Origin of the sequence: Bradyrhizobium sp. 170 (genome assembly GCF_023101085.1) — a bacterium.
In the GTDB taxonomy this organism is placed as follows: Bacteria; Pseudomonadota; Alphaproteobacteria; order Rhizobiales; family Xanthobacteraceae; genus Bradyrhizobium.
The window spans coordinates 7,129,080-7,144,426 of the sequence record NZ_CP064703.1 but is presented as its reverse complement, the minus strand read 5'-3'; the positions used below and the strand labels follow the sequence as shown (position 1 = coordinate 7,144,426).

Here is a 15,347-nt window from a genome sequence, read left to right as displayed (position 1 = left end):
GACGTGCCTTCCGCTGACGTCACTTCTAACTGGTGACTACGCCGAGCCGCTGGTCGAGATGGTTGATGCATCAGCCACGTCGAAGTCGTTTCTGAGCTGCACGCCGATGTCGTGCACCCGGGAACGCCAGAGCTCGCGATCAATTCGGGGGCCGGCTTCCGGTCGTATTGTCAGCATGGCGTTCCACGGGTTTGACCCATAGACCGTAACGGTAAATCCGCGTGCGGGGCAACCTTCGATGGCGCGTAGCGACTTCATGATGATGCCTGCGAGTTCATCGGCGTTACGAACCTGTTTGCACTCTGCGCCGGTAGGCGGAGCAGGTCGAATGTCCGGATCGGGCTGCTTGTCGGCGGGAGGCGGGGGAGGCAGGTTCTCCTTGCCGATCTCGGATGCGGCGGACGAAACCGCGAGGGCGGCCTCTGCGGGCGATTCAGCAGAACGGTCCTCGTCAGCAATTCTTTTTGGTATCGCTGCGATCTTCTGAGCAAATTCTACCAGGCTTCGATCAATCTCTTCGTCGGTGGGCATAAATAATCCCGGATCGGGTTTGAAAAATTTAGGAGGTCAGGGCCGGATTCTTGACGCCGGTCACCTTAAAGCCTTTGAAAAATACGCTGTGCCGGATCGAATCGGAAAGGTGCTGCGGAGGTGTGGTGTCTTCCTTTCCGGTAAGAAGAACCCGCAATCGCCAAAGCGACAGGCCCGCGATTCTGCAAACGTCGACCATGGCAGCGTAGAACGCGCCGTAATTCTTCAGGAAGTGGCGTCTGCGGGCTTCCAGGAGATAGGGCGGTAATCGCTTGGGCTTGCTGTTCACGCCGGTCGACTGACCGACGAGATGGACCACGTGGCTTGCCGGAACGTACCAGGTCGGCCATCCCCGCTTTTTGGCATTGAAGCAATAGTCGATATCGTCGAAATAGGTGAAATAACCTTCGTCGAGCAATCCCGTCGCTTCCATCGTCTCGCGCCGGATGATCATGCTGGCGCCCGCAACCCAGTCAGTTTCGAACGCGTAATCGACCACAGGAGGAGCTACGATCCAGCGCTCCAGCAACCTGCTCACCGGCCTGAGCTTCAGACTGCCTTCGAGTTCTCCGAGCGGTGACTGAAAGCGGAACGCGGATCGTTGCGGCGTGCCGTCGGGGTCTTCGAGGCGACTGCCGGCGATGCCGACTTTAGGATTGTTATCCATAAAGTCGACGAGCGCCTTGAATGCGTTCGGCCGGACGATCGTATCGGAATTGAGCAACAGAAAGTATTGCGGCTTGTCAGCCGATTCCAGCGCCGGACGCAGGATCGCATTGTTGCCGCCGGTAAATCCGAGGTTTACCTCGAGCGCCGTGAGGGTGCACCAGGATGACCAGCCGTTGTCGTCGATCGCCCGCTGGATGAGCTCGGCAGAATTATCTCCCGAGCCGTTCTCGCAGATCGCGACATGCGTATCCGGGACGGTGGCGATTTCCTTGGCGACCGAGTGCAGGCAATCGATCGCAAGATGGGTGACGCGGTAGTTAACGATGACAACGAGCAGTTTCACGGTGTAAGACCAGTTGGTGCAAACAATTGGCGATCATTAGTCTTGCGGATCAGAAAAGAAAAGGCACTTTGGGTCCCTTGTTTAATGCATTGGAATAAACGTTAAAGGCGGCCTTTATACCTGCGGCAATCAGGGCCCCGAGCCGGGCCAGGCAGGTCGCACCCTTCCGCATCGGGTAGCCGGTCTATCGTAATGCCGGTGGAGACGATGTTGATAGCGGCGGAAGCGCCCCGCGGGATCCCAGTTTTTGGCGCAGCCGGTCGATCAGGAGATAGATCACCGGCGTCGTGTAGAGCGTCAGGATCTGCGAAACGAGCAATCCGCCGATGATGGTGATGCCGAGCGGCCGGCGCAGCTCGGTGCCGGGGCCGGTGGCAACGACCAGCGGAATGCCGGCAAACAGCGCCGCCATCGTCGTCATCAGGATCGGCCGGAAGCGGGCGCGGCACGCCTCGAAGATCGCGTCCGCCGAGGACAGGCCGCGGTTGCGCTCGGCATCGAGCGCGAAATCGACCATCATGATGCCGTTCTTCTTGACGATCCCGATCAACAGGATGATGCCGACAAAGGCAATCACCGTCAGCGGCGTATTGGTCACCTGCAGCGCCAGCAATGCACCGAGCCCTGCGGACGGCAATGTCGAGATGATCGTGATCGGGTGCGCCAGGCTCTCATAGAGCACGCCGAGCACGATATACATCGCCACCAGCGCGCCCAGGATCAGGAGCGGTTGCCGCCCGCTGGTCTTGTTGAAATCGCCGGCATTGCCGTCAAAACTGCCGCGGATGCCTTCCGGCATGTGCAGTTCCTCGACGGCGCGCTGGATGTTCGTGGTTGCGATCTCCAGCGGCACATTGGGAACGACGTTGAAAGACACCGTGGCCGATGGAATCGACTGGGTGTGATTGATCGCCAGCGATGCCAAACCGCGATCATAGCGAACGACAGCCGACAGCGGCACCTGCGCATCGTTGGCGCCGGCCACGTAGATGCGCTCCAGATTGGAAGGATCGCTCTGGAATTTCGGGTCGATCTCCAGCACCACCATGTACTGGTTGCGCTGGGTATAGATGATCGAGATCTGTCGTTGCGCGAACGCGTTGTTCAAGGCGTCATCAATGTCCTTGACGCGGACGCCAAGCGTGGCGGCGGCGTTGCGGTCGATCCTCAGCGTGAGCTGCAGCCCGGCGGCATCGCGGTCGGTGGAAATGTCGGTAATGCCCTCGACCGTTTCCATGCGTTTGGCGACGATGGGAGCCCACTTCTTGAGCAGGTCGACGTCGACGCTTGTAACCGTGTATTGGTAGTCGGAGCTGCTTTGGCGTCCGCCGGCGCGAACATCCTGAGCGGCAAACATATAGAGCCGTACGCCCGGCATTGTTTCGAGCTTCTTGCGTAGCCGGTCGATCACGAGCTGGGTGCTCAGCCCGGCTCTTTCCTGCGGCGGCTTGAGGCTGATGAAGAACAGCCCCCGGTTCGCCGTCATGCTGCCAAGGATCGATCCGACCCCCGCGACGGCGTCGTCCGATTCAATGGCGTCCTCAAGCTGTTTCTGAAATCTGGTCATGGACTGAAACGAAGTGTCCGATGAACTTTGCGAGGCGCCGACGATGAGGCCGCTGTCGTCGATCGGGAAGTAGCCCTTCGGTATCTTGATATAGAGCACCACCGTCAGTGCGATGGTGGCAAAGAATACGGTCAGCGTCAGGAGCGGGAAGCCCAGCACCACGCGCAGCGTCCAGGTGTAGAAAGAAATGATGCGCGACAGCGTGCCCTCGACCAGGCGGTCGAACCAGGTCGCATGGTCCGACGTCGCCTCCTTGATGTAGTGCGCACAGATCATCGGCGTGACCGTGAGCGAGACCACGGTCGACACCACCATGGCAAAGGTCAGCGTCAGCGAGAATTCGCGCAACAGCCGGCCGACGATCCCGTCCATGAAGATCAGCGGCGTAAAGGCTGCAATCAAGGACAGGCTGATCGAGAGCACCGTAAAGCCGATCTGTTTGGCGCCCTCCAGCGCCGCCGGGTACGGCGCCATGCCCTGTTCGAGGTTGCGGTACATGTTCTCGATCATGACGATGGCGTCGTCGACCACGAAGCCGACCGAGATCGCAAGCGCCATCAGCGACAGATTATCGATCGAGAAGCCGGCGAGCCACATGCCGGCGCAGGTGCCGGCCAGCGCCAGCGGCACCGAGACGCCCGCCGCGATGGTCGGCGTCAACCGCCGCAGGAACACGAACACGACCACCATCACCAGGAAGGCGGTTGCCAGCAGCGTGAACTGCATGTCGAGCACGCTGGCGCGGATGGTGTTGGTGCGGTCGACCAGCGTCGAAATCTCGAGGCCGGCAGGCAGCCATCGCTTCAGCTCCGGCAGCAAGGCCTTTACGCGGTCAACGGTCTCGATCACGTTGGCGTCGCCCTGCTTGGTGATCTGGATCAGGACCGCCGGCTGCTTGTTGAACCAGGCGATGGAACGGTGGTTGCGGACGGAATCCTCGACATCGGCGATGTCGGCCAGGCGGACGAAATTGCCGGCCGAGCTCTTGATGATGATGTCGCGGAATTCGGCCGCGGTGCGCATCTGCTTGTTCGTCGAAATCGTCTCGCTCTGGCGGCCGCCGTCGAAGATGCCGACCGGCCCCAATGGATTGGCATTGATGATGGCCAGTCGCACGTCATCGGTGGCGATATCAGCATTCGACAGCGCCACCGGATTCAGCGCGATACGCACCGCAGGCTGGTCGGCGCCAGAGACCGTGACCTCGCCGACACCCGGCACCTGCGAGATACGTTGCGCGATCACGGTGTCGGCGACGTCATACATCGCGCTGGTCGTCAGGGTCTTCGACGTCAGCGCCAGCACGAACATCGGCGTGGCCGCGGGATTGGCTTTGCGGAAGCGCGGCAGCGACGGCAGGTCGCTCGGCAGGTCCGCCAGCGACGCATTGATCGCCGCCTGCACGTCCCGCGCCGCGCGGTCGATGTTGCGGCCGATCGAGAACTGCAACTGGATGCTGGTGGTGCCGAGCGAACTGGTCGAGGTGATCTGCTCAATGCCGGCAATCTGGCCGAGCCGGCGCTCCAAGGGGGCTGCGACCGTCGCCGCCATCACGGCAGGATCAGCGCCGGGGCGGTTGGCGGACACCCGGATCATCGGGAAGTCGACATTGGGCACCGCCGAGACCGGAAGGAAGACGTAGGCGACGATACCGACCAGGAAGAGTCCGATCGCCAGCAGCGTGGTGCCGACCGGCCGGCGGATGAACGGCTCGGAAATCGAGGCCATGCTCAACCTCGTCCATGGCGCCGGCGGAGCGGGCGCCGCTTGTGGTGCTCCAGTCTTTCGAACCTGCCGGAGTGCTGGATTAAATGATTGTCCCGGACAATGTCAGTTTAAGTTGGTATTTACCAGACGACTTCGGCCCTGAATAAGCCCTTCCGCGAATATAATTAGCTTTCCCGATATCCGTTACTTGGCGTTGACCGTCTTCCCAGCGGGTTCCATTCGTAAACCCTTTGAACACCAGTGGCCAACAGTATCGTTCGCGGAAATTCACGAAGATGAATTCAGGGGCGATCAGGATGTTGGCCAAGATACTGGACAGGGCGAAACCTCGTGGCGGAAAGCTATTGCGGGCCCGGACCTTGCGATCCCGAGACCGTAAAAATGCGGGCTATACGCTGCTCGAATTGCTGGTCGTGATGGGTATTCTGGCGGTTCTGACGGCAATCGCGACGCCGCAGCTAATGGGTTATTTCGGCAAGGCCAAAACCCAATCGGTGCAGCTCCAGATCGAGAATATCGGGACCGCGCTCGAACTCTATTATATGGAAAACGGCGCCTATCCGAGTGCCAGCGCCGGCCTGAAAGCCCTGGTCGAGGCGCCGCCCGAGGCACCGCGTTGGAACGGACCGTATCTGAAGAAGGCGAAGAATCTGCTTGATCCGTGGGGGCGGCCTTATCAATACGCCATCATCGACAGCCAGTACGAGGTCTATTCGCTGGGGCCGACCGGCAAGGCCAAATCCGCTGACAAGTCCGCGAATGCGGGCGCGGCGGCGTTCCGGGGCGGTTAACGGGCCGAATTAAATGTTTTCCGAGAAGTGATAGACTAGCGTGGGTGACGGGGCCTGCAGTAAAATCAGCTCGGTCGCGTGATTAATCGTCTTCAAATTTTCCCCTTAACGATGATTGGACCTGACTATGACGTCTAACATGAACCGTAGAACCTTTCTGCGAGGCGTGAGCGCAGCTTCCCTGACGTCGATGCTGCCGGCCGCTGCGCTTGCGGGGCCAGTGCCTCTGGCGGCGCCTAGCATTAGTAGCGGTACTGCTTCATTGCGCTCGGTCATCAACATCGGCTTTGCTGCTGGGGGAGGTGAATATCGCTTTATCGATCATTTCTTGATTGCGGAGCAGTTTGGTCCGGTCGGAAATTCGTGGAGCACTGGGCCCACATGGATGCAATCGATTGGTAAGGACGGCTATCCAGTCATCAGCATAAAGGCTTCGGATAACAAGCCTTTTGGTGGAGGAGTACGCATACCCGCTTCGTTTCAATACGGAGAAGTTGGGAGCGGCCAGTACTACGTGCTGCGATGGAAAGGTAACGGCGAGGTTAGGCTCTCGCTGCAGGCTGGTTCCTGGGCCTATCAGGCGAGCAAGAGCACCAACGCCACTCAGGTTTCGTCCGACAGGTGGAGGACGACTTCTGGCTCCGATACCTACATCGTCCTGAGCTTTAGTGGACCGGCGCAACTCTTCTCAGTCATCGTCTACGCCACAGATGGGACGGGTGCGCGGTTGCGCAACGTGCAATTCTATCGATTGACTGACGAGGCTGATCTGCAAGCCGGAAAAATCTTCCGCACGCCTTACAAGCAGTCGTTGGTCGATCTATGCCCAAGTGCAATTCGATTTATGGATTGGGTCGGCGGAAACAATGCGAAGCAGACGCGATTTGATACCAGTCGCACGCTGCCCACGTATGCGGCTTGGGGAGGTTCGGCAGGAGGGGGCGGTAATACAAATTGGGTGGCATCGCCGCCGTATGGCCAGACAACGGGAGTGAACCAGTATTCTCTTGCGTCCGTAACGGGGACGCCGGCCACGCCATTGCAAGGGGAAGTTGTCACCTGCCGTATCGGTTCGGGGATGGTGCGTGCCGGCTCAAAAGCGATAACGGCGGTGACCAACTCGAATCCCGGTCGCGTCACCGCGAATGCCCATGGCTTTGCGACAGGCGATATTATTTCACACAGGTTCGCCAGCGGCGTGATGCCAAAGCTGAATATTCTGCCCTGCACGATCACGGTTATCGACCAGGACAATTATTCGATCGGAATCGATACAACTACATTCGGTTCATTTTCGGGCGCTGCGCAGGCAAATCAATTCATCAGCCTAAATGTGGGAGGAAGAGGGGCTTATCCAGTCACATTCCCGATTCCGACTGCACCTCCCTCGTATTACGGAAACGGCTACATCGCGAGCGGAGATTACAAGACGTTTGTCTTTGACAAGACTATCGCGGCCCAGACGGATGGCGCAGGCAATTATGTCTACGGCGTGTGGATGTTCAATGATCTAGGCGCAACCAACGGACATGATGGCGGTGTACCGCTGGAGATTTGCACGGCGCTGGTGAACGAGGTCAATGCGATGCGACCGGCGCGTCCAATTCATATGTGGACGAACATCCCACACCTTGGTCTTTGTTCGATGGATCCGGATTATGGATTGGAATCGAGCTGGGGTATCCAGGCGGTGAACGTCATTCTTAACGGCGCCAATGGCTTCAGGGGACTGTCTTCCGGCCTGCAACTGTTTGTCGAGTTCAGCAACGAGACATGGAACTCAGGCGGCGCCGGCTTTTCTCAAACATACTACTGCGCATATCGCGGCTCACTCCGTTGGCCAACTGCGGGAGCCGCAGATTACGCCAGCATGGTCGCGCTTCGCTCAGTTATAAACGTGGAGGATATCAAGAAATCCGCGTTCAATAATTCGCGTCTGCGATTTGTTCTGTCAGGTCAGGGCACGCTTGGAATCTCAGGATTGAACTTGGCGCGCATCGATGGAAGCAAGTTCTATCTTAATGATCCATTGAACGTGTGGGGGCCGACTATCGCACCGATGGCGCACCACGATTTCTTTTCATTCGGCGGATATTTCTTGACGAGCACTTCGTTCGATACCGCAAATCTTGACGCCTATGCACTTAGTTGGGCCAAGAGCACCGGTAATGCTGCAGCTCAGGAATTGATATGCGCCGCATACGTGAAGGGGATAGTTGATCCAGCCTTGGGCGGAAACGAGACATTGGATCGCTACCGGACGGTTCTGCTGCCCGCCTACATCTCCAAAATGAAATCCTACGGCAAGTCGGTCATAATGTACGAGGGTGGATGGGATCGTAACGTTCAGGCTATCAGCGCAGGTGGTCAAGTCACGGGGACCCTTCCGTATGCCCAGGGAACGATCGACGGAAAGACCAACATGATAACCGGAGTGAATACGTCCTATGTAGCGGCGTTAGCGCCAGGATATTTTGTTGCGGGCTATGGTATCCCCGCAGGGACAACGGTGTTGTCGGCATCAGGCACCTCGATCACACTCTCTAACAACACCACGGTTAGCCTATCGCTTGCCCAGTTCGTAGCCTTTACTCCTCAGCAAATGTTTTTGCGCGCTGTGAAGCGGAGCCAATCATGGGCAGATGCGATGCTGAAATTTCACAACCAGTTCGGTGCGGGCGCCGGAATGCCCGCCGAATACATTCAAACCGGCCTCCGCTGGGGACATAATTTCCCAACCGCCTATGGCTTCGGAAATGCTGAATGGGGCGATGCCTCTTCAGTGTGGCAGCAGCAAGGGGTCAGGAATCGCAGCATAAACTAGGCTCGGCTGCCTCTACGAATAGAAGCAGATGTGGTCGTCTGTCTGCCTCTGGGATAACTTAATTGTCGTCGTTGCTATAAATGGCGGTAACATCACGTCTGTGACGTGCGATGGGGTTACGTCGAGCACTCCTGATGCCACGTCCAATGGCGGCTCGTCGCGCGTGGTCAGCATATACAGCCTCTCGCTTTCGTCCGGGTCGAACGTCCGGAGCTGTTCTATGGTGACTTCCGGGGCATCATTCCAGAATCGAGAGTTCTATGTCATGACCGCTAGCGGCATGACCAACGGCTTTATTGCGGCGCAGTCGGGCAAGCTTTACGCTCAACTACACCAAGAATGCCTCGCTGGTTAGTGGTTCAGCCTGCTCGACCGGCACGTACGCCGGCACTAGCGGTTTGTCTACGCCGTCGGCCTCGACTCCAGCGAACGATCGCGTCAGACACCATACCAGCAACACAGTGGAATTCGGAATGTTCAAAACGCAGTTCAGCAGTTCGGTTTTCTCTGTAGCACCCGGTTGTAACGACACGGCCGCAGGCGCAGTTTATAACTTCCTGCTCAAGCGAGACCTCGACCCGGCCCCTAACGACAACGACCCGATGTGGCTACGGAAGATTGCATAGTTGTTATGGCAGATAGTGATTAAAACCTAGACACGCCTGAACTCGAGGATCGGATTGCGCGCTTCCATTGCACCTATATGTCGGAAGCCGAGGTCGGCAAGAGTTCCTATCTTCTTAGTTTGCAGAGCATGCGCTCGTGCCATGGTTTCGTAGGTCTCAATCGATTTCTGAAGGAAGGGAAATTCCAGCCATCGATCGCTTTGAGTGTCTGTATTAACGTTGGCGATGCAGACCCCGCCCGATCCCAATCTCTTCGACACGAATCTGAAATAATTTACGAGAATTTCGTCGCTCAAGTGGTAGAGCACGCTGAAGCTGTACACGAAGTCAAAGCTTTGATCACCGATCTCCTCGGCTCCGAACGACGTTGAACAGATCAGTCGAGGGTTTTTAGCGCTCAGCTTTGCCTTCCCAATCTCAGTCCACCCCATGTCGAGAACAGTGCTGCGAATGTCCACCCCGACATACCGTCCGTGGTCAAGATATTGGATCAGTGGAATGGCCGCCGTGAGTGGACCGCACCCTAATTCGAGGAAGCTGTGATGTGGCTTCAGCCCACGGTCCATTAGCATCTCGATTTGAAAGCGCCGATGTTCATCTAACTGTCCGCGGAACCCCATCGAATCTTCCAATTGATGCTTGGTTCTGAGATCCAGCATCGATTGAAACCCGCCATTGTCGAAAATGAATTCCTTGGTGCGATGAACTAATTTTGCGCGCGTGCGCGAAAGTGGAAGTTTCACGGAAGACCTCTCAGAACTCAGAAAGCGCCACGCTACCGCACGTTGCCTTGCTCGCCTAGCCCCTTCCCTGGGGAAAACCATGGGTCCGACCGCATGTCCTACCGCGAAAACTTCAGCTGATCGACCTCTCCAGGGAACTGCTGGGGCCGGTGAAGGCGCGGCGTGAGCCGAAGCGGTCGGATCTGCCGTGCCCGAGGCCGGCGTCGGACGTAATGGATCCGGTGCAGTCGCAGCTCGACGGCCGGATGTACGACAGCAAATCGGCGCTGCGGGCGACGTACCGCGCCACCGGCGTGACGGAAGTCGGCAACGATCCGGTGCGGCTGCGGAAATTCAAGCGCAAGCCGATCGAGGACAAGTCGATCGTCGATGTCGCCTTTCGCCAAGGCTACGCTGAACCGCTAGCTGCGGAAGACGTGAATATTTCGATTGCAGCCTGGTAGGCACTAGTCGTTTCTATCGCGATTCGATGTGAGTTGAATGATGTCATGCAATCCTTTTTCGCCTGGGATCCAAGGGCTTTGGCGAGCGAGGGATCATCGAGCAAGGACCTGCAAGCTTCACTCAATTCGGCTACATTTTGACTAGCAAACAGAAGTCCGTTGTGTCGGTGTGAGATCAGCTCAGGAACCCCACCTACATTGGCCGCGACGACTGGACTTCCAACCGACATTGCCTCAAGAACAGCGTATGGGAACATTTCGAATCGTGATGCAACGATTGTAAAGAGGTGGTTAGGTCGCAACGACATCACCTCAGCATGAGATATCTTGCCGAGGTAGTCGATGCGAGACGAGGCCGAAGTTGGCAGGTGTTGACCGACGAACTGTTGAAAGGAATAGTTCCGTCCGTCATTGTCTTGAATTCCGGCGTCTGGACCCACGAAGGTAAGTCGAAGGCTTGGATACTGTTCGGCTAGCTTTCCGAACGCATGAAGCACCAAGTCACCGCCCTTCAATTCATCGAATCTGCCCACGTAAAGTACGCGATTTATACTGGATTGGTCCAAATGCCAGGTGACGGTGTTTGCGCTTGCACCCGAGGGGTTCGGAATCACGCGCGAGTTTTCCAATTTGATGTTGTAATGCCTCTTCACCTCCGTCAGGGCGGCTTGCGATGGTGACGTCACCAAAGTTGCTGCTTCAATTCCGATGCCTTCACACCTTACTTTTTGCGCGTAGCGGACGGCATCTCCGCGGTTACCGAAACGTGCGGTGAGAAAAGCGGGACCATGCAACCTGACAACCAAAGGAACAGCGTTTAGCCGCGCAACGGCTGCACCCCACCCGAAAGACTCTTCCATTTCAAACACGTCGATTTGATGCTCGTTTTTCAAAGCTTGGACGGCCGCGGCAATTCGCATTGCGGGTACTTCGAGAATGTATTGATGCGGAAAGATGCGCGACCTGATGCGGGAGAGTAGGGGCTGAGAAAATGAGACAGTGCGCAAGTCAATTGTGAATTGATCGCATTCGCCGATGCAGTTCGGCGTCAGTATGAAGACCTCATGCCCCAGTTCGCGTAGTGCTGGGACAAGGTGTGAGGCGTAGGTAACAATGCCATTCGCAACTGAGCCCGCGGGCCAAGAGGGCACATATATGGCGATCTTCATTTGCTGCCTAATCAATCTGGACGTCGGGAGCCTGAGCTTGATGAATGGAGCCCCTCAACCCCTTAAGAACCATAACGCGCATTGAAGCTTCAACGCGGCAAAGGCCCGATCTGGCTCGCGCGCGATTTTCCCGGATTCGCAGGCTTTTCGGAAGCTCGCCGCTAGCGCACTAGGTGAGACGCTGTCCGTGTACATGGTCCCGAACATAGGAGCGCGGGTCACTATCGCGCACCTCTATTTGGAAGCCATTCTTTTTCAGGAAGTCGATAACTGGCCCCCTTGTTCCAGGCAAATCGCCTCTAAAATCATGACAAGCAATCGCAATATTCTTGATGCGATCGACACTCTTCGACATTCCAAGAATTGCGAGTTCTTCGGCCCCCTCGATGTTCATCTTTAGCAGGCCAATCGATTGAATTCGATTGTCCTCCACGAACGTATCCAAATCGAGCGCTGGCACGGGAGTACTTTTCTCGCCGGCGAGTTTGGAGATGCTGTTCTCCTCATCGTTATCGAGGTTGGTAATCCAGACCTCGCCTGCAGTGTCCGCAACCGCGAAATTGTATGGTGAGACGTTGTCGAGCTTATTGAGTGAAATAGTTTTTTTCAGTGCCCGGTACGTTTGCGGGTTGGCTTCAATTGAGTATACCCGGCCGGTATTTCCGACTAGCGGCGCTAGAGAGAGTGCGTCAACTCCAACCCCCGCGCCGACATCGATGATGGTGTCACCTGGTTGCGGATTGTAGAGATAGGTCCAGTAGTCCAATGACCCGGTCAATCTGGACTCTGCTCGGCTGCGTATCCGCTCAAGGTCGAATGCATAGTAGTCGTACCGAGGTGAACGTGGAATAAACCTGCCATCGACCACATCTATCCACATGTCATCATACATGATCGAGATGCCTTGGTCGCCGGTCATATGGCGCGCGGCTCTCGTCGTGAGCGCTGCGAGAAGTGACCGTCCGCCAGGGCGGTCTGCAAACGAGGCAATTTTCCGTTTCAAAGAAACTCGCCGCCTCACGTCGTCGTAGTTATTGTCAATTGAGCGAGTGTTCACTTCGTTCTTGGCTTTCACTTTAACTGGCATTGCTGCGCTTCTCTAAAAACAGGTCTTCGAATATCGCAGCTGAAAAAGTCCTATAAACGGGCAGACTATCCCACGTTACCACTAGCGCCTAGCCCTTGACAGAGAAAGGGTTAATGAGACAGAGGTCGCGCTTGATCCAAGGGGGTGAGGCTCTAATCCTGCAAATCACTTTTGGTCAGCAACATTATTTGGCAGGCACGCAATTGACGTTCTCTGCCCATAAATATTCATAGCAAGGGAAGTCTAGGAGAATGTGCAATAGCGTGGTCGGCGGCCCTTGCCATAACAAATTTGGAATTTCCATGATGACAGTGGCGAGCCCTTGTTGAGGCAATGAGCTTATGATGTCTAGATACCAGCAAGTACGCAAGCGTTTGCAAGCCCAGCCTAAGCGATGGCTCATAACAGGTGTTGCGGGATTCATTGGCTCGAATCTCCTCGAGGAGCTGCTACGGCTCGACCAAACCGTTGTCGGTCTGGATAATTTTGCGACCGGCAATCGAAGAAATCTTGAGGACGTAAAAAGTCTGGTCACGCCTGCCCAGTTCTCTCGCTTCCGCATGATTGAGGGGGATGTTGTTGATGCTCGACTGTGTCGAGAGGTAGTCGCTGGCGTCGACTACGTTCTGCACCAAGCCGCCCTGGGGAGTGTGCCTTGGTCAATCAGCGATCCGGTATCAACCAATCTTGTGAACGTAGATGGATTTCTTAATATGCTGGTCGCATCACGCGATGCTTCAGTTCGCCGCTTTGTTTTTGCGGCGTCCAGCTCGACCTACGGTGATCACGTGGCGCCACGTCAGGTTGAGCACGTGATTGGCCGGCCTTTATCGCCGTACGCGGTGACTAAATTGGTCAATGAACTTTACGCAGATGTCTTTAGCAAAAACTTTTCCTTTCACTCGATCGGGCTTCGTTACTTCAACATTTTTGGTCGCCGCCAAGACCCTAAAGGTCCGTATTCAGCGGTCATCCCGCGGTGGATGGACGCGATGATCGCTGGAGATGTAGTGGAAATATATGGAGATGGAGAGGCTAGTCGTGACTTTTGTCATGTCGAGAATGTAGTTCAAGCAAATATTCTGGCTGCAACGATCGAATCGTCCGACGCAACAAATCAAATCTACAATGTTGCACTCGGTCGCGGCACCTCGCTGAACGAGCTGTTTGGTATGATCCAGGGGGCTCTCGTCCCACATTGCCCAAATGTGAAAGACCTAAGGCCCGTCTACCGCGAGCCTAGGACAGGCGATATCGTTCGATCATCCGCGGATATCAGTAAGGCTCAACGTCTTTTGGGATACGAGCCAACCTGTCCGCTGGAGGCGGGCTTGGCAGAAACGAGCGAGTGGTATCAAGCTAACAAGGCGGGGTTGACCTAGGTCCTCGGCAGGTCGAACGATTTCCAGTAGCCCTATGTGTGGCCGAGGCCGATCGGTATCAAATGCACAACGTAGACGGCTAGCTTACCGAGGATGAATCCGACGCCGTAGATGGGGACACAGCGTAGCTCTTTCGCTGGACTTATCCAGCCCTCACCACGAGCCATCAAGAGTATTGCGACTGACGGAATAGCGCGACTAGCGACTGCACCGGCGATGCCGCCAAGAGCACCGAAAAAATAAAATCCGAATACCATGCAGCAAGCCAACGAAATGGCCTGAAGAACTGATATCCAGGCCACTATATTTGGTTTGCCGACTACTGCGAAGGCCGAACGAATCAGCAGACTGGGGTATAGTAAAAGACCAAAGCTCAGAATGCGCAACATAACGCCCGCTTCCGCATAACGATGGTCATAGAGCACATTCACGATCAAGTCGCCTGCCGCGAAAAGAAATCCTGCAGAGCCTGCAGCGACGAGCTCGATGGGCAATCTAAATCGGTAATAGCGATCTCTGAGATCACCAGGATTTTTTCTGACTATCTCGCCTAGGACGGACAGTGTCATTGAGCTATTTAGTCGCTCAACGAGATTCTCGATCGCGTCACTTAGAGTCTTCGCGATGAAGTAGATTCCCAATAGCGGCCCCGTTAGCCAGACCCCAAGGAGGAGAACGTCGCTTTGTGAACTGATGAATGTGGCGATCGATGAGAGGTTGACCCATTTTCCAAAAGCGACAATTTCTTTGATATGTTCTTGATGCCATACAAACTTCATCCGAGGGCCCGGAATGATGGCATGTGACAGCGCGAGGCGCATGATGCCGCCCGCGATCGTTCCTGCGACGATGGACCACACGCTGGGATAGAGGTAGGCCGAACCAATCATTATTGGGATGGACGTTATTCGGGCGGTGAGATCCAGCACGGTTATCGGCTTAAAATTCAGCCGTCTTGTGTTCAGTGAAATTGCCGTCGATTCACAGCAGTTTAGAGCAAGAGTAATTCCCAACACGCAAGCAACGAAAGGAAATTGGACATTCGCGAATACACTCTCTGGCGGTAGCATTGAGCGAATTGCCTGAAGATTGAGAACGGCGCAGACAACAATCAATACGAGCCACAACAGAACGCCTCGGGAGCATTGAAATGTCCAGGCCGATTGGAGAAATTTTGGATCTTCCCCTTGAGGGCTGCGTATAATCACAGCCCTTACGCCGAAATCGCTCAACAATCCAAGACCGACTATCAACGCCGTTGCAGCTGCCACAACGCCAAATGCTTCCGGGAAAAGAAGGCGCGTCATAACCAAATTCGTGAGCAGTCGCGTTGACAATTCGACGCCGTACGATGCGACGGTCCACGCTCCAGCTCGAAGAGCCCTTTGACGAAGGGTCATTGTTCCAATCACTATTGCAGGCCATCGTAAGGCGGTTGTGGGCA

11 protein-coding genes are annotated in these 15,347 nt (G+C 56.0%); 4 read left to right on the top strand and 7 right to left on the bottom strand.

Annotated elements, in window-relative coordinates; all coding sequences use genetic code 11:
• Positions 1–36 precede the first annotated feature (36 nt).
• The 3 genes from IVB05_RS33270 to IVB05_RS33260 form a co-directional block, all read right to left on the bottom strand.
• A complete protein-coding gene (locus IVB05_RS33270; RefSeq protein ID WP_247780221.1) occupies positions 37–531 on the bottom strand; it encodes a hypothetical protein in 495 nt (164 codons plus the stop codon).
• A 28-nt stretch (positions 532–559) separates the two neighbouring features.
• Positions 560–1,543: a glycosyltransferase family 2 protein gene (locus tag IVB05_RS33265; RefSeq protein ID WP_247780220.1), complete on the bottom strand. Its 984-nt coding sequence runs from the start codon at positions 1,541–1,543 to the stop codon at positions 560–562.
• Positions 1,544–1,727: 184 nt separating this feature from the next.
• Positions 1,728–4,838, bottom strand: coding sequence for an efflux RND transporter permease subunit (locus IVB05_RS33260; protein WP_247780219.1), 3,111 nt, complete (start codon positions 4,836–4,838; stop codon positions 1,728–1,730).
• 359 nt (positions 4,839–5,197) lie between these two features.
• On the opposite strand from IVB05_RS33260, the gene gspG reads away from it, so the two are divergent.
• Positions 5,198–5,629, top strand: coding sequence for a type II secretion system major pseudopilin GspG (gene gspG, locus IVB05_RS33255; protein ID WP_247780218.1), 432 nt, complete (start codon positions 5,198–5,200; stop codon positions 5,627–5,629).
• Between the two features lie 262 nt (positions 5,630–5,891).
• Entirely contained in the window at positions 5,892–8,453 is a 2,562-nt protein-coding gene (locus tag IVB05_RS33250; protein ID WP_247780217.1) for a hypothetical protein, read from the top strand.
• A gap of 652 nt (positions 8,454–9,105) precedes the next feature.
• Here the strand turns inward: IVB05_RS33250 and IVB05_RS33245 are convergent.
• Positions 9,106–9,822: a class I SAM-dependent methyltransferase gene (locus tag IVB05_RS33245; RefSeq protein WP_247780216.1), complete on the bottom strand. Its 717-nt coding sequence runs from the start codon at positions 9,820–9,822 to the stop codon at positions 9,106–9,108.
• A 212-nt stretch (positions 9,823–10,034) separates the two neighbouring features.
• On the opposite strand from IVB05_RS33245, the gene IVB05_RS33240 reads away from it, so the two are divergent.
• Positions 10,035–10,265, top strand: coding sequence for a hypothetical protein (locus IVB05_RS33240; protein WP_247780215.1), 231 nt, complete (start codon positions 10,035–10,037; stop codon positions 10,263–10,265).
• Here the strand turns inward: IVB05_RS33240 and IVB05_RS33235 are convergent.
• Positions 10,211–11,434 (bottom strand): glycosyltransferase family 4 protein, encoded by a 1,224-nt coding sequence (locus tag IVB05_RS33235; protein ID WP_247780214.1) that lies wholly within the window; start codon positions 11,432–11,434, stop codon positions 10,211–10,213. The genes IVB05_RS33240 and IVB05_RS33235 overlap by 55 nt on opposite strands.
• A 169-nt stretch (positions 11,435–11,603) precedes the next feature.
• Entirely contained in the window at positions 11,604–12,521 is a 918-nt protein-coding gene (locus tag IVB05_RS33230) for an FkbM family methyltransferase (RefSeq protein ID WP_247780213.1), read from the bottom strand.
• 344 nt (positions 12,522–12,865) lie between these two features.
• Between IVB05_RS33230 and IVB05_RS33225 the strand changes: the two genes are divergently transcribed.
• Entirely contained in the window at positions 12,866–13,903 is a 1,038-nt protein-coding gene (locus IVB05_RS33225) for an SDR family oxidoreductase (RefSeq protein ID WP_247780212.1), read from the top strand.
• Between the two features lie 32 nt (positions 13,904–13,935).
• On the opposite strand, the gene IVB05_RS33220 is transcribed toward IVB05_RS33225, so the two are convergent.
• Complete coding sequence (locus tag IVB05_RS33220) at positions 13,936–15,303, bottom strand: oligosaccharide flippase family protein (RefSeq protein WP_247780211.1); 1,368 nt, start codon at positions 15,301–15,303, stop codon at positions 13,936–13,938.
• Between the last annotated feature and the right edge of the window lie 44 nt (positions 15,304–15,347).

Bases quoted from the DNA above. Each gene is read 5' to 3' on its own strand.
- IVB05_RS33235 (WP_247780214.1), bottom strand. From the start codon at position 11,434: ATGAAGATCGCCATATATGTGCCCTCTTGGCCCGCGGGCTCAGTTGCG.
- IVB05_RS33230 (WP_247780213.1), bottom strand. From the start codon at position 12,521: ATGCCAGTTAAAGTGAAAGCCAAGAACGAAGTGAACACTCGCTCAATT.
- IVB05_RS33225 (WP_247780212.1), top strand. From the start codon at position 12,866: ATGTCTAGATACCAGCAAGTACGCAAGCGTTTGCAAGCCCAGCCTAAG.
- IVB05_RS33240 (WP_247780215.1), top strand. From the start codon at position 10,035: ATGGATCCGGTGCAGTCGCAGCTCGACGGCCGGATGTACGACAGCAAA.
- IVB05_RS33270 (WP_247780221.1), bottom strand. From the start codon at position 531: ATGCCCACCGACGAAGAGATTGATCGAAGCCTGGTAGAATTTGCTCAG.
- IVB05_RS33220 (WP_247780211.1), bottom strand. From the start codon at position 15,303: ATGACCCTTCGTCAAAGGGCTCTTCGAGCTGGAGCGTGGACCGTCGCA.
- IVB05_RS33260 (WP_247780219.1), bottom strand. From the start codon at position 4,838: ATGGCCTCGATTTCCGAGCCGTTCATCCGCCGGCCGGTCGGCACCACG.